Consider the following 20,940-nt stretch of genomic DNA (forward strand, 5'->3'; position numbering starts at 1 on the left):
AGATGACCGAATTCGTTAGGTCCACGAGAATGCCCGAATGATCTGGCATACGAACCAGCGTGCAAGTAACCGGGTTTTGCCCAGTACAGCGAATTTATATCCTGGCGCACCCTTGCGTTCGCATCTACCCGCATCTCACTGCACAGTCGATCCAGCAGGAGGCAACATGCCGAGCCACACCTTGACCGCGCTATGGAGTCAGCAGTTCCAGCGCTCATCCGAATCGAATATCGGTTTGCAAGGGCAGATTCGCCAGATGCTGGTGGCGGCGATTCTCGATGGTCAACTGTTACCTGACATCGCGCTGCCATCAAGCCGTGATCTTGCCGAACAACTGAACGTCGCACGCAATACCGTTGTCCTCGCCTACCAGCAGCTCGTCGAAGAGGGCTATCTGATTTCGCGCCAGCGCAGCGGACACTTTGTGAATCCCGTACTGCTGGAAGCCCAACGCAGTTTCACCACGCCACGCAAGGCCGTACAACACGATCATGGCCCGGTCGTCCGGCCCAACTGGTCACACCGTGTGGCTCGCCCTCCCTCCATGCAACGCAACATCATCAAGCCGGAAAACTGGCAAAACTACGAATATCCGTTTATCTACGGTCAGTTCGATCAGACGCTATTCCCGACGAACGACTGGCGTGAATGCGGCATGAAAGCGCTGTCGGTCATCGAGGTAGGCCATTGGGCGCCCGATCTGGTCGAACGCGACGATGCGCTACTGATTCAGCAGATTCGCACACGCGTGCTGCCACGGCGCGGCGTCTTCGCCATGCCTGACGAGATCATCATCACCAACGGCTGCCAGCAAGCGCTGTATCTGATCGCTGATCTGCTCAGCGGCAAGGAGACGCGCATCGGCATCGAAAACCCAGGCTACCCTGACGCGCGCAATATCTTCGAGCAACGCCATGCGCGACTGGTGCCGTTGCCGGTCGACGGCAGCGGCATGAACCTCAAGGCCAGCGAGGATTTGCTAACGCAATGCGACTACGTTTACGTGACGCCTAGCCATCAATGTCCGACTACGGTGACGTTGCCCATCGAGCGCAGGCACGCGTTACTCGCGCTGGCGCAGAAGCATGACTTCGTCATCATCGAAGATGACTACGAGAGCGAAAACACCTTCTCCGGCTTGCCTCATCCTGCATTAAAAAGTCTCGATACCGCTGATCGCGTGATTTATGTCGGCAGCCTCTCCAAGACTTTCGCGCCGGGATTGCGGCTAGGTTACGTCGTCGGGCCACGCGAACTGATCCGTGAACTGCGTGCGTTACGGCGTCTAATGGTGCGCCATCCCGTTGCCTACATTCAGCGGACCTTCGCTACCTTCCTCGGGCTCGGACACCATGACACGCTGTTACGGCGGCTGTCTCATGCGTACCGCGAGCGAGCCCGGATATTGATGGCCGCACTAGACACCTATCTGCCAGAAGCGCGTTATGCACCGGTCACCGGAGGCGCCTCGTGCTGGGTCGAGGGTCCGCCCTGGCTCGATGCAACACGCCTCGCTGCGCAAGCACAAACGCTCAGCATTCTGATCGAGCCAGGCGGTGTCTTTTTCATGAATGAAGCGGATGGACAACGCTGCTTTCGCATGGGGTTCTCGGCCATTCGCGTGGACAAGATCGAGCCGGGCTTGCGGGCGCTCGCACAACTCGTGCGCCAGCAAGCTCCGGCAGATCAAACCACGGCTCATCTGGCCAGGTCTTAAACCTTCATCAACGTCCGGCAACAAAAGGTTCTGGCAGACCCAGGCTGGCCCAGGCGAAAGCCGCGTACTGGCGCTACCGCAGCTCAGCAGCAGTCACTAACGTATTGCTGCAGAGCGCCGCTCACACCATACGGTGTCTTAACGGCCTCTCCCATGAGAAAGGAGACACGTATGAGCGATCATTCCCCCCACGATGCCGCCGCTAGACAGGCTCAAACCCACATGAGCGGCCCCCAGGACATGACCCCTTCCGAAGCGTTCGTCGAAACGCTCGCGGCTAACCATGTCACCGACATCTTCGGCATCATGGGCTCGGCCTTCATGGATGCGATGGATATCTTCGCGCCTGCTGGCATCCGCCTGATCCCGGTCGTTCATGAGCAAGGCGCAGGACACATGGCCGACGGCTATGCGCGCGTATCGGGTCGTCATGGCGTGGTCATCGGGCAAAACGGGCCCGGCATTAGCAACTGCGTCACCGCCATTGCCGCCGCCTATTGGGCGCATAGCCCGGTGGTCATCGTCACGCCCGAGGCGGGCACGATGGGCATCGGCCTGGGCGGCTTCCAGGAAGCGAAGCAACTGCCCATGTTCCAGGAGTTCACCCAGTACCAGGGCCATGTCACGCATCCCGCGCGCATTGCAGAATTCACGGGCCGCTGCTTTGATCGCGCGATGTCCGAGATGGGGCCGACCCAGTTGAACATCCCACGCGATTATTTTTACGGTCAGATCAAGGTGGAGATTCCGCAGCCGCATCGGCTCGATCGCGGTCCCGGCGGCGAACACAGCCTCAATGAAGCGGCTGACCTGATCGCCCAGGCGCGCTTTCCCGTGATCATTTCAGGAGGCGGCGTCGTCATGGCCGATGCGCTCGCCGAATGCCAGGCACTCGCCGAGCGGCTAGGTGCACCGGTGGTCAACAGTTATCTGCATAACGATTCCTTTCCCGCCAGCCACCCGCTGTGGTGCGGCCCACTCGGTTATCAAGGCTCCAAGGCTGCGATGAAGCTGCTCTCACGCGCCGATGTCGTGATCGCGCTCGGCTCCCGCCTGGGGCCTTTCGGCACCTTGCCACAGCACGGCATGGACTACTGGCCCAAGGAGGCGAAGATCATCCAGATCGATGCCGACCACAAGATGCTCGGGCTGGTGAAGAAAATTTCGGTGGGAATCTGCGGGGATGCCAAGGCCGCGGCACAGGCGCTCGTACAGCGCCTGGCTAAACGCACGCTAGCCTGTGAGGCCACGCGCACGGCACGTGCAGACCAGATCGCCAGCGAAAAAGCGATGTGGGAAAAAGAACTCGACGAATGGACCCACGAACGCGATGGCTACAGCCTCGACATGATCGAGGAGCAGAAACATGAACGGACACCGGGCGGCGGGCGGTATCTGCATCCGCGCCAGGTGCTGCGCGAACTCGAAAAAGCCATGCCCGAAGATGCCATGGTTTCGACGGATATCGGCAATATCAACTCCGTCGCTAATAGCTACCTGCGCTTTAACAAGCCGCGCAGTTTCTTCGCGGCGATGAGCTGGGGCAACTGTGGCTACGCTTTTCCCACCATCATCGGCGCGAAGGTCGCCGCACCGCACCGCCCAGCCATCTCTTATGCGGGCGATGGCGCATGGAGCATGAGCCTGATGGAAACGATGACCTGCGTGCGGCATCGTATTCCTGTGACAGCCGTCGTGTTCCATAACCGCCAGTGGGGCGCGGAAAAAAAGAATCAGGTTGATTTCTACAACCGCCGCTTCGTCGCTGACGAACTCGACAACCAGAACTTTTCTGCGATCGCCCAGGCGATGGGCGCGGAGGGGATCGTCGTGGACCGCCTTGAGGATGTCGGCCCCGCACTCAAACGCGCGATCGACAGGCAAATGAATTTCGGCAAAACAACCATCATCGAGATCATGTGCACCCGCGAACTCGGTGATCCTTTTCGCCGCGATGCACTGTCCAGGCCTGTTCGCTACCTCGACAAATACAAGGACTACACCTGAGCCGTACATCCGCATCCGCAGTTGGCCCCGCTAACGCCGAACGTTCAATATGAAAGCGCTGAACCGCATCGTCGAATGTGCCTGCCGCTCGCCGATGCGCATCGTGCTCAGCGAGGCCGAAGATCCACGCGTATTACGCGCCGCTCAACAGGCGGCGCTAACAGGTATTGCGCGCATCGTGCTAGTGGGCAATACGGAACGCGTGCGCGCTGCGGCATTGCGTGAAGGCATCGACGGGTCGACGCTCAAACTCGTTGATCCGGCCACATCGGCGCTCAGGCACGCGTTCGCTGCAGCGCTCTTTGCCTTACGTCACCACAAAGGCATGACCCTCGCGGCCGCCCAGGCGGCGATTCTCGATCCCCTTTGCTTCGCCAATCTCATGGTCCGGCTCGGGCATGCGGATGGCTCGGTGGCGGGCGCGGTTTACACCACGGCCGATGTGGTGCGTAGCGCGATCCGGTTCATCGGTGTGCAGGCTTCATTCACGCAGGTATCGAGTTTCTTTCTGATGATGCTGTGTGAACCTTTTCATACACTCAAGGGCGGTTTGATCTTTACCGACTGCGCACTGGTGGTCGATCCCGATGCCATCGCGCTCTCGAATATCGCGCTGGCCGCTGCGGATAGCGCCCGCAGCTTGCTGATGGAAGAGCCTCGCGTAGCGATGCTGTCGTTTTCAACCAGCGGCAGCGCCACACATAGAGTAGTCGACAAGGTAATCGAAGCCACCCGCCGCGTCCGCGCATTACGACCTGAACTCGCCATTGATGGCGATGTTCAGCTCGATGCCGCTATCGTCGCCGAGATCGCTACGCGCAAGATCAGGCATTCACAAGTCGAAGGCCACGCCAACGTTCTGGTTTTTCCCAGCCTGGAAGCGGGCAACATCGGTTACAAGCTAGCCGAGCGCATCGGTCAGGCAAGAGCCATCGGGCCTTTGCTCCAGGGCTTGCGTCAACCTGCCAACGATCTCTCGCGCGGCTGTAGCACCGAAGACATTTACTACGTCATCGCGGTCACGACCGTTCAGGCGCAAGCTGCCGCGAAGCGCGAAGCCGCAAGTGCCACAATCCTGAGTTCATCGTCCAGTTAGTCTCATCATCAATGAGCGAGCCTCGCTCAAGACACCCGCTGGTAATAAACATTCTGCGGATGCTGTGCTTCGGCAAAGAAGAACCAGCGTTCCGCCACAAGCCCCGCGTACTGAATCACGCATGCCGTACACAACAGCAGAGGCGCCATTGCCGAACACGCAGCCATCGCGCTCGCGCCGGTCAACGCGAACGGCAACGCAAACGCTGCCCCCAAAAAGCCAAACTTGACGACCTGTAGCATCTGGGGCGTCTGGCCATGGAAAAATTCACGGGTATTGAACGACCCTGCGGTAAAGCCGCGTGAGGTCTGTACGATCTTCCCGCTCTTTATTCCGGTTGCGCTTTGCAACGTCGATTTGGGCCGCAGCCTGGCATTACGCACCAGCGCGGCAATCCGTCCGGCGCAGGCAGCGAGTGTCAAAACGCAAGCGCCCAGTGCCAGCCCTCGCGTCAGCGACGGTGCAAACAACGCTGCGCAGGCGGCTGCCAGCGTGCAACCCGAGGCGCATCCTTGCAACACAAAGTTCATCAGCGTGAGCGGGCTCGCCCACTCCTGCAAGAACCGCAGACACGCATAAATCATCGCGCTGCAAACAAACAAGGCGAGGCTTGCCAGCACACCACACGCACCGACCAGCAAAGTCCCATGCCAGTTCAGCCAGTGCGCCACGCCATAAGCGCACGTCAGCGCAAGAAACAGCGGCAGCGCGAGACATTCACGCGAGAGCCACGAGGTACGCCACATCGCCACCGCACGCCAGGCCCGCTCTGGATGCCCGAGATGAAAGAACGAGGCGAGCAGCCCAAGCAGGCCCAGCGTCAGCGCGGAAGCTGAACCAGCCAGATAGAACGCGGTGGGCACATCGAAGGCCGTCATCAACGAAAACGCCTCAACCAGCACAAGCGCGATGAGCAAGCCTTGTGCGGCACCTGACAGCGTAGTGAGAAAAACGACGGAAAAAGCAGGCCGCATGCGGTCTCCAGGAGGATTGATGTATTTGATGTATTGATGACTACGCTTGCGTGTACTGCGTCAGCGGCGTTTGGCCAGGGCCACCAGGTTGATTTCGCCAGAAGCCCGTTGTGCGTCAAGCGCAGGCTCAGACGAACGCGCCGCCGCGCTAGCGCACGTCGACCCCTTGCCGCAGCCGCACGACGACGTAGTGGCAGAAGGTGGCGTCGGAACACGTGGCAGATAGTGATTCGATGGCCGCGTATTCCACTCGGGCATCAGCGCATAGCCACCGCGTGCGGCAATCGCCTGGGCCGCGGCCGATTCAGGATCGTGGATGTCACCAAAGATTCGCGCCGACGTCGGGCACGCGAGAACACAGGCAGGCTGACGCTCACGCTCCGGCAAAGCCTCGTTGTCGACACGATCGGAGCACAGGGTGCACTTCGTCATTTCCTTGCGCCCTTCGTCAAGCTCACGCGCGCCATATGGACACGCCCACGCGCAATACTTGCAGCCGATGCACTTGTCGTAATCGACCAGCACGATGCCATCTGCCTTGCGCTTATAGCTCGCGCCGGTCGGGCAAACCGGAACGCAGGGCGGGTCTTCGCAATGCAAGCACGACTTCGGAAAATGCACGGTTTCTGTCAGCGGAAATTCACCCGCCTCATAGGTTTGCACGCGATTGAAAAACGTCCCCGACGAATCTTCGTCATAAGGGTTCAGGTCAGCGAGACTGCCTGCGGCACCTGATGTGTTCCATTCCTTGCAACTGGTCACGCAAGCGTGGCAACCCACACAAACATTCAGGTCGATAACGAGGGCCATCTGGCTCATCGTGGGCTCCGGGTTATGGATCGGTGTTTGATCAATTTTTCATTACCTTGAGTTAGCGTTTAATCACCTTTGAACGCGCGGCGCAGGCGCGCAGCGAATTCTCCGCTGCCGGCAAAATACGCCTGCACCCGCTGCACCACCCGCGACGAGCCGGGAAAAGGCTGCATCGGTGCGAACTGCGGCAAGGTCGTCGTGGCGTTGTCCTCAGCCGGATAAATCCGCACGCGCACGTCATACCAGCCAGCCTGCCCGGTCACCGGATCGGAATTCGACAGATGCATTCCCGGCCGCGCCGCATCCGGAAGCTCATCGGTGATCACGTGATTCAGCAGAAAGCCGCGTTGTGATTCACTCGCACGCGGCCCAAGATTCCATGCCCCCGCCGCCTTGCCGATGGCATTCCACGTCCACACCGTGCCCGGTTCAACGGCCTCGCTATAGCGCGCCATGCAGCGCACCCGGCCCCAGGTCGACTCCGCATAAATCCAGGCGCCATCCGCGATGCCCTGTGTTGCCGCCAGCGCAGGATTGACGAACAGATAGTTTTCGCCATGAATTTGCCGCAGCCACGCGTTTTGCGAATCCCATGAGTGATACATCGCCATCGGCCGCTGCGTGATCGCGGCGAGCGGATAGCGCTGTGCATCGGTCACTTCGCACTCGAGCGGCGGATACCAGAATGGCAATGGATCGAAGTAGCGCGCAATGCGTTCGCGCAAATGTTCAGGCGGTTGCCGGCCTTGCGTTCGCCCTTGAGCGGCGAGACGGAATTTTTGCAGCACATCGGAATACAGCTGGATCACAACCGGCTCGCCAAACTTGCGCATGCCGTTAGCCACCGCCCACTCCATGTACGGGCCATTGCAGTTGCGCATGTATTGCAGCGCGTCGGGCAACGGGTAATGGAAGACACAGTTGTTCTTCGCGTACTGCTCCCATTGGCCGGGATTGGGCTCACCCACAACCTTCTTCGTGCCATCCTTGCCGCGCCAGCCCATGAGGAAACCCGTTCCCGAATCCGGTGCCGTCTGGAAATTAACAATGAAGTCGGGATAGTCACGAAACTTGCGCTCACCCTGCGCCGTCGTGAACGCGGGCAACCGGAGCCGGCTAGCCAGCTCAACCAGCACTTCCTGAAACGGCTTGCATTGTCCCGTTGGCGGCAACACTGGTACACGCACCGAATCCATCGGCCCATCGAACTCGGAAATCGGACGATCCAGCATCGACATCGCGTCATGGCGCTCCAGATACGTGGTGTCGGGCAAGATCAAATCCGCGAACGCGGTCATCTCCGATTCAAACGCATCGCAAACCACCAGAAATGGAATTTTGTAGTCGCCATCCTCACGCTTGTCGGCCAGCATCGTGCGCACTTGCGCGGTATTCATCGACGAGTTCCACGCCATGTTGGCCATGAAAATCAGGAGCGTGTCGATGGGATACGGGTCGCCACGCCATGCGTTGGTAATGACCGAATGCATCAGCCCATGCACGGCCAGCGGGTACTCCCATGAAAATGCCTTGTCGATCCGCACGGGCGCGCCCTGATCATCGATGAACAAATCTTCGGGGCCTGCTGGCCAGCCTAGCGGACCCGTTGCTAGCGGCGTATTGGGCTGAACCGCGCTGGGATGGTTCGGCGGTTTGGCCGAGGGCGGGACAGCGCGGGGATACGGTGCCTTGTGACGAAAACCACCCGGCCGGTCAATCGTGCCGAGCAGCGACATCAGCACCGCCAGGGCGCGGATTGTCTGAAACCCGTTCGAGTGCGCAGCCAGCCCGCGCATCGCATGAAAGGCGACCGGATTGCCTTCCACGGATTCATGCGTCTTGCCCCATGAATCCGTCCACGGAATCGGCAAGACGATGCGATGGTCCCGCGCCATCGCCGCCATCTCATGCGCCAGTTGCCGGATTTTGTCCGCTGCGATGCCGGTAATCTCGGCGGCCCACTCGGGGGTACAGTGCGCGACCTGCTCGCGCAGCAAGGCAAACGAGGGCGCGACCGGTGTGCCATCGTCAAGCTGGTAACGCCCGTCGAGCGCGGGCTCTACGCCCTCCGTGTGATGCAGCACCGCGCGGTTCCGAACACGGTCCCACCAAAGACGGTTTTGTGGATACAGCGCATTTTTCTCGGGCGCCACGGCATCGCGGACAAACAAGCCGAAAGTATCGCTGTCTTCGCGCAGATCAATCAGCTCACCCGCATTCGTAAAACGCGCAACAAACGCGTGATCGAACGCATCGATTTCGATCAGTTCCCGAATCCAGGCCATGAACAGCGCACCATCGGTGCCAGGACGAATGGGCACCCATTCATCGGCAATCGCGGCGTAACCGGTGCGTACCGGATTAATCGCAATGAAACGTCCTCCGGCGCGCTTGAATTTAGACAAGGCGATCTTGAGCGGATTGGAATGGTGATCTTCGGCCGTGCCGATCATGAAGAACAACTTGGCACGCTCGAGATCCGGGCCACCGAACTCCCAGAATGAGCCACCCATCGTGTAGATCATCCCCGCGGCCATGTTGACCGAACAAAACCCGCCATGCGCTGCGTAGTTGGGCGTTCCAAACTGTTTGGCAAAGAGCCCGGTCAGCGCCTGCATCTGGTCGCGGCCCGTGAAGAGCGCGAACTTTTTTGGATCGGTTGCCCGCAGATGGGCCAGACGCTTCTCCAGCACCGCGAATGCGGTTTCCCACGATACAGGTTCGAACTGCGCATCGCCTCGCTCGCTGCCAGGCTTGCGCATCAGCGGCTGCGTCAGGCGCGCGGGCGAATACTGCTTCATGATGCCCGCCGAACCCTTCGCGCAGATCACGCCCTGATTCAGCGGATGCTCTGGATTGCCGTCGATATAACGCACCTCGCCATCACGCAGATGCACGCGGATACCGCAACGGCACGCGCACATATAACAGGTTGTTGTTTTTATCTCGAGCTTTTCGTTTTGCTCGCGCACGCCATGTTTCATGAATGTTCCTTGTCCGCATAGCGGGATTTGCGGCAACCCGCCATGCTTGCAGTTCGATCTCCGGTTGCCCGCCAGGCGATGATGGCGCGGGCCGCGCCTGGCATGTCTCGTCGCGCTTTTTGTCTGCCTTGTTTTTCTGCCGTCGCTCGTTGTGCGTCGCTACCTGGCGTCCGGTCAATGCGTCTTTTCAAGCGCACGGCGGAAATTACCATGCACCGGGTCCACCGTACACGCTTCGATTTCCACCGTTGCTGAATGCCCGCGCCCAGGCTTGCCATACAGGCGGCGCCATGCATAAGCGGCCAGCAGCACGCCGAAGCTCACGAGACCCAGCCACAGCGGCTTGCGCTGCCCAGGAATAAACGCCATCGCCACGAGGATGCTGATCATGCCAAGAATGGCCAGCCAGGTCAGATACGGAAAACACCACATCCGGACCTTGAGCCTGCCTGCGGCCTCACGCTCGAGCTTCTTGCGCAAACGCAGTTGCGAAAGCGCGATCAACAGATAGACGAAGAGCGCCACGGTGCCATATGAATTGACCAGAAAGGCAAACACGGTATCGGGCGAGATGTACGACATGACAACCGAGACATAGCCAAACACCGTGCCCAGCAAGATCGCACGGACCGGCACGCCATGCCGGTTGACGCTGGCGAACACAGCAGGCGCATCGCCATGACGCGTCAAGGCAAACATCATCCGCGATGCCGCGTACAGCCCGGAATTCAACGCTGACAGCACCGCTGTCAGCACGATAGCGTTCATCACCGCGGCGGCGGCAGGCAGGTTCATCGCTTCGAGCGCGCTGACATAGGGCGTTGCCATCTGTGGTGAATTCCACGGCACCAGCAACACGACGAGCAACACCGAGCCCACGTAAAACACCAGCACACGCGTAATCACCGAGTTCGTCGCCTTCGCTACCGCTTTCGCAGGCTCATGGGCTTCCGCCGCCGCGATGGTGACAATCTCCGCGCCGAAGTAAAAGCCCGTTGCAGCAACCGCCCCGCTCATCACCGGGCCGATGCCGTTGGGCATGAGTCCGCCATGATCGAGCAGCGTAGGCAAGACAGCAGTGGTATGCATCGACGCGGGCCACCAACCCAGCACATACAACCCACCGAGAAACAGAAACACGATGATCGCCGTCACCTTGACCGATGAAAACCAGAATTCGAATTCACCGTAACTGCCGACCGATAGCAAGTTCGTCGCGCTCAACATGACGAGCAACGTGAGGCTGATGGCCCAGGCAGGGGCCTCCGGCAACCAGAACTGCACCAGCTTCGCGCCCGCCACAGCTTCGACCGCGACGACGATCACCCAGAAATACCAGTACATCCAGCCGGTTAAAAAGCCCGCTAGCCGGCCCGGCCCATGCGCGCCCGCAAACGCTAACCGGGCATATTCATAGAACGAGCCCACGGCAGGCATCGCGCAGGCCATCTCACCCAGCATCCGCATGACCAGCACGACCAGCGCGCCAGTCATGAGAAACGACAGCACCGCCGCGGGTCCTGCCTGCTGAATCACCACGCCACTGCCGACAAAAAGCCCCGCGCCGATCACCCCACCGAGCGCGATCATCGTCATGTGGCGCTGCTTGAGCCCGCACTTCAGTTCACTTTTATCCATCGAGGGTTGCATGTCGTCTCCACATCTGGATTATCTGAACACCGCGCGTGCCACCTGTGTCTGGAACGCTCCCTGGTCTCAACCCTGGCAAGGCAGTTGCCCGCACACCTCAGCGCAGGGGTCTTTTTTGCTTTTAATGAATGACGTGTGCAGACCCGCACGGGGCAGAAGCAGGATGGTGACCGCGCAGTTGTCCGGCCTGGCTGTCTCGCGCCATCGCCACCGGTGGGTCACGCTCAGGGCTTCTCGTCGCGCCTGAAATACGACTGATAGAGCAGCCGTTGTCCGACACGGCGGAAAGGCGCAAACAAATGGCCTGGCAACGCAGAAGTAAAGATCGGCAGCGAGAGCGCAGCGGAGCGCTTGCCCGCGATCTGTTCGGCGAGCCTTCGGCCAGCCTGCTGCGAATACGACACGCCATTGCCGCCGTAGCCCAGCGCGTAATAAACAGACTGCGATGCGTCCGGCTGACAGATACGCGGCATCATGTCGTGGCTGACATCGACCCAGCCCCACCAGGAGTAATCAATCGCAATGCCGCGCAACGCAGGAAACTTGCGCGCCATGCCCTCCTTGAGCATCTCCAGGTGACGTGGATGGGATGCGTCCTGCCCCGTAATGGCGCTACGGCTGCCAATTTGCAGACGCTGATCGGGGAGGAAGCGGTAATAAAAACGCAGCGTGCGGGTATCGGTGAGTACCTGCGTCGTGCGGAAATTACAGGCAAGGCGTTCCTGCTCGTTGAGCGGACGCGTCACCAGCGAGTTCGACAGAATCGGCATGATGCGGCTACGCAATGACGGATGCAGTGTCTGCGAGGTATACGCGCCGCTCGCAATGCCCACCGAACGGGCCCGTACCGTGCCGCCCGGCGTATGCAAATGATGCACACCGTTCACGGTTTCCCATCCACTCACCGGGCTGCAGGTGTACACCCGGGCACCCGCTTGCCGCGCCAGCTTCAAATAACCAAAAGCCAGTTTTAACGCATGAATGCCGATGCCTTCGAGCTCATGCAGCGCACCGGCTGCTTCGCAATCGTTGACGTACTCGCGGCGCAGTGTCTCCTGACTCAGCAACTCGGAGGGGTAGCCAAACACATCCTTCCAGACTTTCGCTTCCGCCGCGAGCCGGGCCATGACGCGTGGCCGGTGGGCAATCAGAAAATGGCCGCCCGGCTGCGGCTCACAATCAATCTCGGCCACCAGCGTCTTGAAGTGATCGAAGCCTTGCTGGATTTCGTCATGCATTTGCAACGCGACGTCCTTGCCCCAGCGCGCAATCCATTGCGAGCGCGAAAGCCGTCCCACCGCGTTTTGGCCCTGGCCGCCATTGCGGCTGCTACAGCCCCAGCTCGTCCTGTTGGCTTCCAGCACGACAGCCTTGATGCCATGCTCGCGGGCCAGGCACAACGCCGCGGCCAGTCCGGTATAGCCCCCGCCGATGATGGCGACATCCACATCGAGATCCTGTGTCACCGGGCCATCGTCCGCCGGCGGCACTCCGGCTGTCGCTACCCAGTAAGTCGGCGCATATTGCCGGCCCTGCCCCGGTCCTGGCGAAACCAGAGGGTCGTAGACCGGATCGTAGGGTGTATCGCTAGCGCCACCCGCCATCACGCCATGCGTGACTGCCCCGACCGAGCTGTATGTCATGTGCGGCTCCTCGTTAATCCCAGACAATCAGACTCAGACGTTTTGCGGCGGACGATCCTTGCGGAAGGCACGCTTGACGGCAATGAGCCCATCACGGAAAACGAACAGGTCGCAACCTTGCGCTTCGATCCGTCTGCCATCCCGATGCGTTCCCGTAAAGAGCCATTCGGACACGCCGCGTTCACCCATCGTGTAATGGCAGCTATCGCCCCAGTGCGCATCGGGAAAATTTCTAAACACCGCATCAAACGCCTCACGTACCGCAGCCTGGCCTACAAAACGCGCGCCGTAAGTTTCCTTGCCGCCGGCCGCCTCGAAGACACAATCGGGGGTCATCAAATGCATCAGCGCCTTGGCATCGTGGCGATTGAATGCCGCTGAAAATTCGATGAGCGTCTCTACGTTCGTACCGGGTTGTGCTGTTTGCGTGGGTTGTACGGGGGGCGTGGGGGGAGCTGTTTGTGGGCTGCTCATCTGAGTCTCCTGTCTGCTTTTTTTGCTTCGTTCAGTGCGTCCGCCGTTGTCCGGCAACGTGCAAAAAATTGTAGGCAGGCCCATTCACGGCAGGTAGGACCAGTGCTGGCGTATCGCCTGGTACAGTGCGATACCCCTGCATACGGTTTGATGCAGTGCAATGCGATCGCGCACTGCGTGATAAAATCGCCGCAAACTCAAGGGCTTAAAGGGTTTTTCAAGGGCTTAATTCAAGGACTTGCAGATATGCCAGACAAGTCCTTTTTTCATTTCCCCATTTTCAGCATGAACGGTCGTGCACGATGCGCGTCACCCGCACACCGCACCCACGCATGCCCTATCTGCCAGCTGATATCCACGGAGTTTTTCTGTGCCCCCCAATGATGTGAAAAATAGCGCGCTAGTGCTGTTTTCTGGCGGCCAGGATTCGGCCACGTGCCTTGCCTGGGCGCTCGAGCGCTATCAAACCGTCGAAACCCTCGGTTTCGATTACGGCCAGCGGCATCGCGTCGAACTCGACTGCCGTGGCCGTTTTCGCACGGCCATCGCGCAAGCGTTTCCGCACTGGGCTCCGCGTCTCGGCGACGATCATCTGATCGACCTGTCGGTACTCGGCGCGATCAGCGACACCGCGATGACACGCGCCATCGAAATCGAGACGGCAGCCCATGGCTTGCCCAATACCTTCGTGCCTGGCCGTAACCTGATGTTCATGACGCTGGCCGCGGCTGTGGCCTATCGGCGTGGTTTGCGCGTCCTGGTGGGCGGCATGTGCGAAACCGATTTTTCCGGCTATCCCGACTGCCGCGACGACACCATGAAGGCGCTGCAAGTCGCACTCAATCTGGGTATGGATCGCCGCTTCGTGCTGGATACGCCGCTGATGTGGCTCGACAAAGCCGACACATGGCAGCTCGCGCATACGTTGGGAGGCGATGCCCTGGTCGAACTGATTCGTGTCGACACACACACCTGCTACCTCGGCGAGCGCACCACATTGCACGCATGGGGTTATGGCTGCGGCACCTGTCCGGCCTGCCAGTTGCGCCAGCGCGGCCATGAGGCCTGGCTGCGCGGCGAGCCCGTCAGCAAGCCGGATTAACCCACAAGCAGCCGGACGCCATACCGGTTTCACAAACACTTTCTCGAAGCATCGGACAAACCGCAGCATGACTTACGCAGTCAAGGAAATTTTCTACACATTGCAAGGCGAAGGCGCGAATGCGGGCCGTCCGGCTGTGTTTTGCCGCTTTGCGGGCTGCAACCTGTGGTCAGGCCGCGAGGAAGACCGTGAGCAGGCCATCTGCCGCTTTTGCGATACCGATTTTGTCGGCACCGACGGCGAAAACGGCGGCAAATACCGTAGCGCAGCCGATCTCGTCGCGCTGATCGCCTCGCTTTGGCCAGCAGGAGAAGGCCATCGCTTTGTCGTCTGCACCGGCGGCGAGCCCATGCTGCAACTCGATGCCGCGCTGATCGACGCGCTCCACGCCGCGCACTTCGAAATCGCCATCGAAACCAATGGCTCGTTGCCGGTGCCGGATTCCATCGACTGGATCTGCGTCAGCCCGAAGGCCGATGCACCGCTCGTCGTGACACGCGGCAATGAACTAAAAGTCGTGATTCCGCAAGACAATCAACGTCTCACTGATTACGCCCAACTCGATTTCGAGTACTACCTCGTCCAGCCCATGGATGGCCCTTCGCGCGACCTCAACACCCAACTCGCCATCGATTGGTGCAAGCGTCATCCGCAATGGCGCCTGTCGATGCAAACCCATAAATACCTGAACATTCCCTGATTGACCGTGCTAACCATTACCCGAAAACTCGAATTCGATGCGGGCCACCGCATCCCCGATCACCGTAGCCAGTGCCGCAACCTGCACGGCCATCGCTATGTGCTTGAAATTACCTTGCTAGGCGATCTGGTGGAAACCGAAGGCGCGCCCGATCGGGGCATGGTGATGGATTTCGCCGACGTCAAGGCGCTCGCACTCGAACACCTGGTGAACCTGTGGGATCACGCCTTTATCGTCTACGAAGGCGACGCTCACGTGCGCGGCTTTCTGGATTCGATGCCCGGCCACAAAACGGTGGTGCTCGATCGCATTCCCACCGTCGAAAACCTTGCGGCTATCGCCTTCGATATCCTGGCGCAGGTGTATGACGCCCACTACGGCGTGAACCTGCGCTTGCAACATGTGCGCCTTTACGAAACGCCCAATTGCTGGGCTGATGTGGTGCGCTAAAGGCGTGCGCTGGGCATCATGGCTATGCGGCGGAAGCGGTGGGAAACACGCTCCGCACTAGCTTTGCATCAGGCGTTTTTGCCGCGCGACATTCATGATGAGCCCCACCGCCACCCCCAGCGTGGTGAGCGCGGTGCCCCCATAACTCATGAAGGGCAACGGTACACCCACCACAGGCAGGATCCCGCTCACCATGCCAATGTTGACGAAGGCATACGTAAAAAACGCCATCGTCAGCGCCCCCGCCAGCAAACGGCCAAAGAGCGTAGTGCCGTTCGCTGCTATAAACAGCCCACGCGCAATCAGCGCCATATACAGCACCAACAGCACAAGACCGCCCGCAAGACCGAACTCTTCGGCGTACACCGCGAAAATAAAATCAGTATGTTTCTCGGGAATGAACTCGAGGTGAGCCTGGGTTCCCTTCAGCCAGCCCTTGCCCAGCGTACCGCCCGAGCCAATCGCAATCACGGCCTGAATCGTATGGAAACCCTTGCCGAGCGGATCGGAAGTCGGATCCAGCAAGGTACAGACGCGATGCTTCTGATAGTCATGCATCATCGGCCAGGTCACATCCGGCTGGCAGATCTTGTCCTGAAACACGGCGACTGACCCCACGGCGAGCACGCCCGCAAGCAGCACCGGAACAATCAGGCGGAAGCTCAGCCCGGCGAAATAAATAACAAAAAACCCTGCTGCAAATACCAGCACCGCCGTGCCCAGATCGGGCTGTTTCGCAATCAGGCTGACAGGCAAGCCGAGAATCACAAAGCCCACCGCATAGTCGTACCAGCGCATCACGCCCTCGCGCCGCTGGTAATACCAGGCCAACATCAGCGGCGTAGCGATCTTCATGATTTCGGATGGCTGTATGACCACGCCCACGTTGATCCAGCGCTTCGCGCCCTTGCGCGTCAGGCCGAAAAGCGCCACCGCGACCAGCAACGCAATGCCGAAGGTATACAGCGGCACCGCGAAACGCATCAATGTGGTGGAGGGCACGTTGGCCAGCGCCCACATCAGCACGAACGTCAGCATGATGTTGCGCAACTGGTCTTCGACACGCCCAGGCACATTCAGACTCGCGCTATACAGCGTGACGATACCGACCGACAGAAGCAAAAAAACGATCAGCGCGAGTGGCCGGTCAAAGCCTGCGAACATCCGCACGATGCGGGCGAACCAGGCACGCTTGTCGAATTGCATGCGTTTTCCTTATTCGGTGGCCGCGCCGCTGGCTGCGGCACCCGCCGACGCGCGAGCAGGATGCGATGGATCAAGACCTGACTTGCGCAGCCTCATTTTTCTCACGCTGGCCGATACGGCTTGAGGCGCGGAAGCGGAAGCGGAAGCGGGGACGTGGGCAGGGGCAGGCGCGGAGGCAGAAGTAGAAGTGGATGCAGGAGCAGGAGCCGAAGCCGGAACCGGAACCGCTACGGAAGCCGGCGCGGGAGCCGACGCTGGCGCGCCATCAATCACGTACCGCACGGCGGGCGCCTGAGGCAATGGCAAAGCCTTGAAACCGGCGGCAACCGATGTCGCCACACCGCTGGCGGGCAAGGCCGCTACATTTCCCGTCACCGGCATGGACACAGCCACGGTCGCCGATGCAGCCGCGGCAACCGCGGCAGCTTCCGCGCCCGGCTTTAAGCGATCCACCAGATAAAAATCGAGCACCCGGCGCGCCACAGGGCCTGCTGCCTGAGCCCCCCAGCCGCCGTTTTCGACGATCAGCGCGACGGCAATTTTTGGCTTTTCCACGGGCGCAAAAGCGATGAACAACGCGTGATCGCGCAAATGCTCGGCGATCGCGTGGCCATGATATTTGCCACCTTGCAGGGAAAACACCTGCGCCGTCCCCGTCTTGCCCGCCGAGGTGTAAGGCGCATTGGCGAATACCTTGTAGCCCGTTCCCGACGGATTCATGTTGACGTTCTCCATGCCCCGCTTGACCACGTCGATATCTTCCTGCGATATGTCGATGCGTCCGCTTTCTTTCGGCACAGTCAGATGCGTGTCGCGCGTCAGCGGGTTCTCGACTTCCTTGACCAGGTGAGGCTTCATCAGCACGCCGTTATTGGCAAGCGTCGCGGTGGCATGCGCGAGTTGCAGAATCGTGAAGGAGTTATAGCCCTGGCCGATTCCCAGGCTGATGGTTTCGCCTTCGAACCAGCGTTGCTGCTCCGGCTTACGGTATGCCTTGCGCTTCCATTCAGTGGAAGGCAGGATGCCGCGTGCCTCGCCCGAGATATCAATGCCCGTCAACTGACCAAAGCCCCAGGGTTTCATAAAGTTGGCAATGGCATTGACGCCCAGATCGTGCGCCAGCATGTAGAAATACGTGTCGTTGGACACCATGATGGCGCGGTTCATATCGACCCAACCCTGCCCTTGCGGCACGTCATTGCGGAACGTATGCCCCCCCAGCGTATACGAGCCCGGATCCTGAAAACCCCAGCCCGGTGTGCGCTTGTGCAGCTTCAGCGCAGCGAGCGCCATAAACGGTTTATAGGTCGAACCCGGCGGATAAGTACCATGCAGGGGCCGGTTCAGCAGCGGGTGATCGGGCGAATTATTCAGTTCATCCCATGTCTGCTGGTCGATGCCATCGACAAACGAATTGGGATCGAAGCTCGGTGCCGAGACAAACGCCAGGACGTCGCCCGTGGCGGGCTCGATCGCCACCAATGCCCCACGCCGCCCGGCAAACGCCTGCTCGGCCACCTGCTGCAAGCCGATATCGAGCGACAGCACAAGGTTGTTGCCTGGCGTTGCCAGGGTGCGTGACAGCGTCCGCACCGGACGCCCCCCGGCGGTGACCTCGACCTCCTCGAAGCCGGTCAGGCCATGCAGTTCGGTTTCATAGCTCTGCTCGACACCGATCTTGCCTATGTAATCGGTGCCCTTGTAATTGTTGACATCGAGACGAGGGTCGTAATGCTCGGAATCGGCATCGTTATGATCGCTCGCGTCGTCGATGCGCTGCTGGTCGCGTTGCGAAATCCGGCCGATATAGCCAATCACGTGCGCGGCGGTGGTCCCCATCGGATACTGGCGAAAGAGCCGCGCCCGCACTTCGACACCAGGAAAACGGAAGCGCTGCGCCGTAAAGCGTGCCACTTCCTCATCGGTCAAGCGGGTGCGGATGGGCAAGCTCTCGAAGTTTTTCGAATCTTCCTGCAGCTTGCGAAAGCGCCGCCGATCGCGGACATCAATCGAGATCACACTCGAAAGATGGTCGATCACGTTATCAAGTGAATCGTTAAGCTTCGACGGCGTGATTTCGAGCGTATAGGCTGAATAATTTTTAGCCAGCACCACCCCATTGCGGTCAACGATAATGCCGCGGTTGGGAACAATCGGCGCAACCGAAATGCGATTCTCATTCGCCTGCAAGGCGTACTTGTTGTAGTGCCAGACCTGCAGGTAAAAAAAGCGTAGGGCAATCAGCCCAAAACAGACGAACACGAACAGGCCCGCAGCCGCCACACGCAGGCGAAACTTCGAAAGCTGTTGCTGGGTGTCCTTGAACTCAGTCATGCGGATAAATGGAACACAATGCCGCCGCACTTGCCCGGCATGCAGGCAAGCCGGGCTGCTTAAAGGTCCGGGGAGGTGTAGACGCTGTCAAGAGAGTTTCCGGTGCCTGGAAGAACGAGAACGGGGTTCAGGGCTGAATCTGATCTGAATGGAGGCTAAATCGGGCGGGTATCGTCCGGATCGGCGGGGCGGCGCTGCGGCATCAGCAGCAGATGGCAAGCCAGCGGCCACAACGCGGCTTCGACGAACCCGTCGATCAGATACCCCCAGCCAGGGAATGCCGCACCGGTCAGCAAACGAATCATGAAGGGCACGAGTTGCGCGATGACGAGCAGCGGCATCACGGCGAAGATCTGCAATGGCAGCGGAATCCACAACACGCGGCGGTGAATCATGATCGCGCCGTAAGACAGCAGCGTATAGGCCAGCGCATGTTCGCCGAGCAGGCTGGCATTGTGGACGTCCATCAACAAGCCCAGCAGAAACGCCAGCCCCATCCCAACCTTGCGCGGCTGATGCACGTTCCAGAATAGCAACACGAGCGCGACAAAATCCGGTATGCCAACCAGACGGCCCCACGGCATCAGGTTCAACAGAAACGCCGCCGCCAGGCTGAACGCAATGAAGTACGGATTGACCGGTTGCAGGATGTATTGCGGGCGAGTCATGGCTGGGCTCCCCGCGGCTTCGCTCCGGCTGCCGGGGCTTTCGGGGCGGCGGCTTGAGCGGCTTGAGCGGTTTTATCTGTGGCAGGCACGGCAGGCGTGGGCTTCCTCTCGATCGCGGCCTGCGAGCCCGCCAGCGCCTTCGCCACCTTGCTAATCGGCTGGTCCGCAACCGGCTCCGCCTTGTTCGGCGTTTGGGCGGTTTTTTCCGCTTTGGCATCCTTATCTGCATTTGCGGCCTCCGCCGCCTCAGGACGCGGCGGTACGTCGTTCTCGTAATGCAGCACCAGCAACTGACGCGCACCGCGCACGGGCGCCACGGGGACACAAACCACCCGCGCAAAGGCGGTATCGGCCTGCTTGTCCACGCGCACCACCTTCGCCACCGGCAACCCCGGTGGATAAATGCCATCGAGACCGCTTGTAATCAGCTCATCGCCCGCCAGCACATCCGCGCTGGTCGGCACAAAACGCAAATCGAGCGAATCGCCCTTGGGTGTGCCGTAAATCACGCTGCGCAGCCCTGTGCGGACAATCTGCACAGGTACGGCCTGATCCTTGTCAGTCAGCAAGGTCACTTCAGCCTGAAGCGGAAACACCCGCGTCACCTGGCCAATCACGCCATCTTCGTTGACCACCGGCGAGCCTTCCTTGATGCCTTGCCGCGAGCCACGGCCAATCACGACCTTCTGCGTAAAAGGGTCGCGCGTGTCGTACTGGATTTCAGCGGGAATCGCCTGCGTGGTGGTGCGCTGCGACAACTGCAACAAATCGCGCAAATGAGCGTTTTCAGCTTCGACTTGCGTGGCGTCATGAGCTTGTAGCGAGAGCTGGAGATTTTTGGCGCGCAGCGTGTCGTTGGCGTTGCGCAAGGTGGCGCTTGTCACGGCCAGATCAGCGGCGCCCATGAACATGTCTCGCGGCACCAGCGCCGCCCGCTGCAACGGATAAAGGCTTGCGCCGATAATGCCGCGCATGATCTCCAGTGTCTTGAAGCGTGCGTCGGACACCAGCAGCACGAGCGCCAGAAGCACGAAGAAGATCAGCCGCACAATGGCGGACGGGCCTTGTTTGAATAAGGGCGGCGGACTGTAATCCATGGTCGGCGCCGGGGGCGTGAACGGT

The 20,940-nt window shown here is 60.1% G+C and carries 16 protein-coding genes; 6 read left to right on the forward strand and 10 right to left on the reverse strand.

Annotation, left to right across the window (positions count from 1 at the left end; all coding sequences use genetic code 11):
- The first annotated feature begins 166 nt into the window (after nt 1–166).
- The 3 genes from pdxR to pta all read left to right on the forward strand — a co-directional run bounded on the left by pdxR (nt 167) and on the right by pta (nt 4,820).
- A complete protein-coding gene (gene pdxR, locus GH657_RS00260; RefSeq protein WP_153098812.1) occupies nt 167–1,717 on the forward strand; it encodes a MocR-like pyridoxine biosynthesis transcription factor PdxR in 1,551 nt (516 codons plus the stop codon).
- Between the two features lie 171 nt (nt 1,718–1,888).
- A complete protein-coding gene (gene xsc / locus GH657_RS00265; RefSeq protein WP_174769836.1) occupies nt 1,889–3,724 on the forward strand; it encodes a sulfoacetaldehyde acetyltransferase in 1,836 nt (611 codons plus the stop codon).
- A gap of 49 nt (nt 3,725–3,773) precedes the next feature.
- Complete coding sequence (gene pta / locus GH657_RS00270; protein ID WP_153098813.1) at nt 3,774–4,820, forward strand: phosphate acetyltransferase; 1,047 nt, start codon at nt 3,774–3,776, stop codon at nt 4,818–4,820.
- A 26-nt stretch (nt 4,821–4,846) separates the two neighbouring features.
- Here pta and GH657_RS00275 read toward each other — a convergent pair whose 3' ends face one another.
- From GH657_RS00275 to GH657_RS00300, 6 genes are all read right to left on the reverse strand, one after another.
- Nucleotides 4,847–5,794, reverse strand: coding sequence for a dimethyl sulfoxide reductase anchor subunit family protein (locus GH657_RS00275; protein WP_153098814.1), 948 nt, complete (start codon nt 5,792–5,794; stop codon nt 4,847–4,849).
- Between the two features lie 60 nt (nt 5,795–5,854).
- Nucleotides 5,855–6,613, reverse strand: a complete 759-nt coding sequence (locus GH657_RS00280) for a 4Fe-4S dicluster domain-containing protein (RefSeq protein WP_153098815.1) — start codon at nt 6,611–6,613, stop codon at nt 5,855–5,857.
- Nucleotides 6,614–6,672: 59 nt separating this feature from the next.
- Nucleotides 6,673–9,591, reverse strand: a complete 2,919-nt coding sequence (locus tag GH657_RS00285) for a molybdopterin oxidoreductase family protein (protein ID WP_153098816.1) — start codon at nt 9,589–9,591, stop codon at nt 6,673–6,675.
- Between the two features lie 174 nt (nt 9,592–9,765).
- The gene (locus tag GH657_RS00290) at nt 9,766–11,241 is read right to left on the reverse strand and encodes an amino acid permease (protein ID WP_153098817.1); all 1,476 of its coding nucleotides are present in this window, start codon (nt 11,239–11,241) and stop codon (nt 9,766–9,768) included.
- 224 nt (nt 11,242–11,465) lie between these two features.
- On the reverse strand, nt 11,466–12,845 hold the full coding sequence (locus tag GH657_RS00295; protein WP_246174092.1) for an NAD(P)/FAD-dependent oxidoreductase: 1,380 nt from the start codon (nt 12,843–12,845) through the stop codon (nt 11,466–11,468).
- Between the two features lie 72 nt (nt 12,846–12,917).
- Nucleotides 12,918–13,358, reverse strand: a complete 441-nt coding sequence (locus GH657_RS00300; RefSeq protein WP_153098819.1) for a nuclear transport factor 2 family protein — start codon at nt 13,356–13,358, stop codon at nt 12,918–12,920.
- Nucleotides 13,359–13,728: 370 nt separating this feature from the next.
- On the opposite strand from GH657_RS00300, the gene queC reads away from it, so the two are divergent.
- The 3 genes from queC to GH657_RS00315 all read left to right on the forward strand — a co-directional run bounded on the left by queC (nt 13,729) and on the right by GH657_RS00315 (nt 15,610).
- Nucleotides 13,729–14,460, forward strand: coding sequence for a 7-cyano-7-deazaguanine synthase QueC (gene queC, locus GH657_RS00305; RefSeq protein ID WP_153098820.1), 732 nt, complete (start codon nt 13,729–13,731; stop codon nt 14,458–14,460).
- A 67-nt stretch (nt 14,461–14,527) separates the two neighbouring features.
- On the forward strand, nt 14,528–15,160 hold the full coding sequence (gene queE / locus GH657_RS00310; protein WP_153098821.1) for a 7-carboxy-7-deazaguanine synthase: 633 nt from the start codon (nt 14,528–14,530) through the stop codon (nt 15,158–15,160).
- 6 nt (nt 15,161–15,166) lie between these two features.
- Complete coding sequence (locus tag GH657_RS00315) at nt 15,167–15,610, forward strand: 6-pyruvoyl trahydropterin synthase family protein (protein WP_153098822.1); 444 nt, start codon at nt 15,167–15,169, stop codon at nt 15,608–15,610.
- Between the two features lie 57 nt (nt 15,611–15,667).
- Here the strand turns inward: GH657_RS00315 and rodA are convergent, their stop codons facing one another.
- The 4 genes from rodA to mreC all read right to left on the reverse strand — a co-directional run bounded on the left by rodA (nt 15,668) and on the right by mreC (nt 20,915).
- Complete coding sequence (gene rodA / locus GH657_RS00320; protein WP_153098823.1) at nt 15,668–16,816, reverse strand: rod shape-determining protein RodA; 1,149 nt, start codon at nt 16,814–16,816, stop codon at nt 15,668–15,670.
- Nucleotides 16,817–16,825: 9 nt separating this feature from the next.
- Nucleotides 16,826–19,150, reverse strand: coding sequence for a penicillin-binding protein 2 (gene mrdA, locus GH657_RS00325; protein WP_153098824.1), 2,325 nt, complete (start codon nt 19,148–19,150; stop codon nt 16,826–16,828).
- 155 nt (nt 19,151–19,305) lie between these two features.
- Nucleotides 19,306–19,818: a rod shape-determining protein MreD gene (mreD, locus tag GH657_RS00330; RefSeq protein WP_153098825.1), complete on the reverse strand. Its 513-nt coding sequence runs from the start codon at nt 19,816–19,818 to the stop codon at nt 19,306–19,308.
- On the reverse strand, nt 19,815–20,915 hold the full coding sequence (gene mreC / locus GH657_RS00335) for a rod shape-determining protein MreC (protein WP_153098826.1): 1,101 nt from the start codon (nt 20,913–20,915) through the stop codon (nt 19,815–19,817). The genes mreD and mreC overlap by 4 nt, the downstream gene beginning before the upstream one ends.
- Between the last annotated feature and the right edge of the window lie 25 nt (nt 20,916–20,940).

Origin of the sequence: Paraburkholderia hayleyella (assembly GCF_009455685.1) — a bacterium.
In the GTDB taxonomy this organism is placed as follows: domain Bacteria; phylum Pseudomonadota; class Gammaproteobacteria; order Burkholderiales; family Burkholderiaceae; genus Paraburkholderia; species Paraburkholderia hayleyella.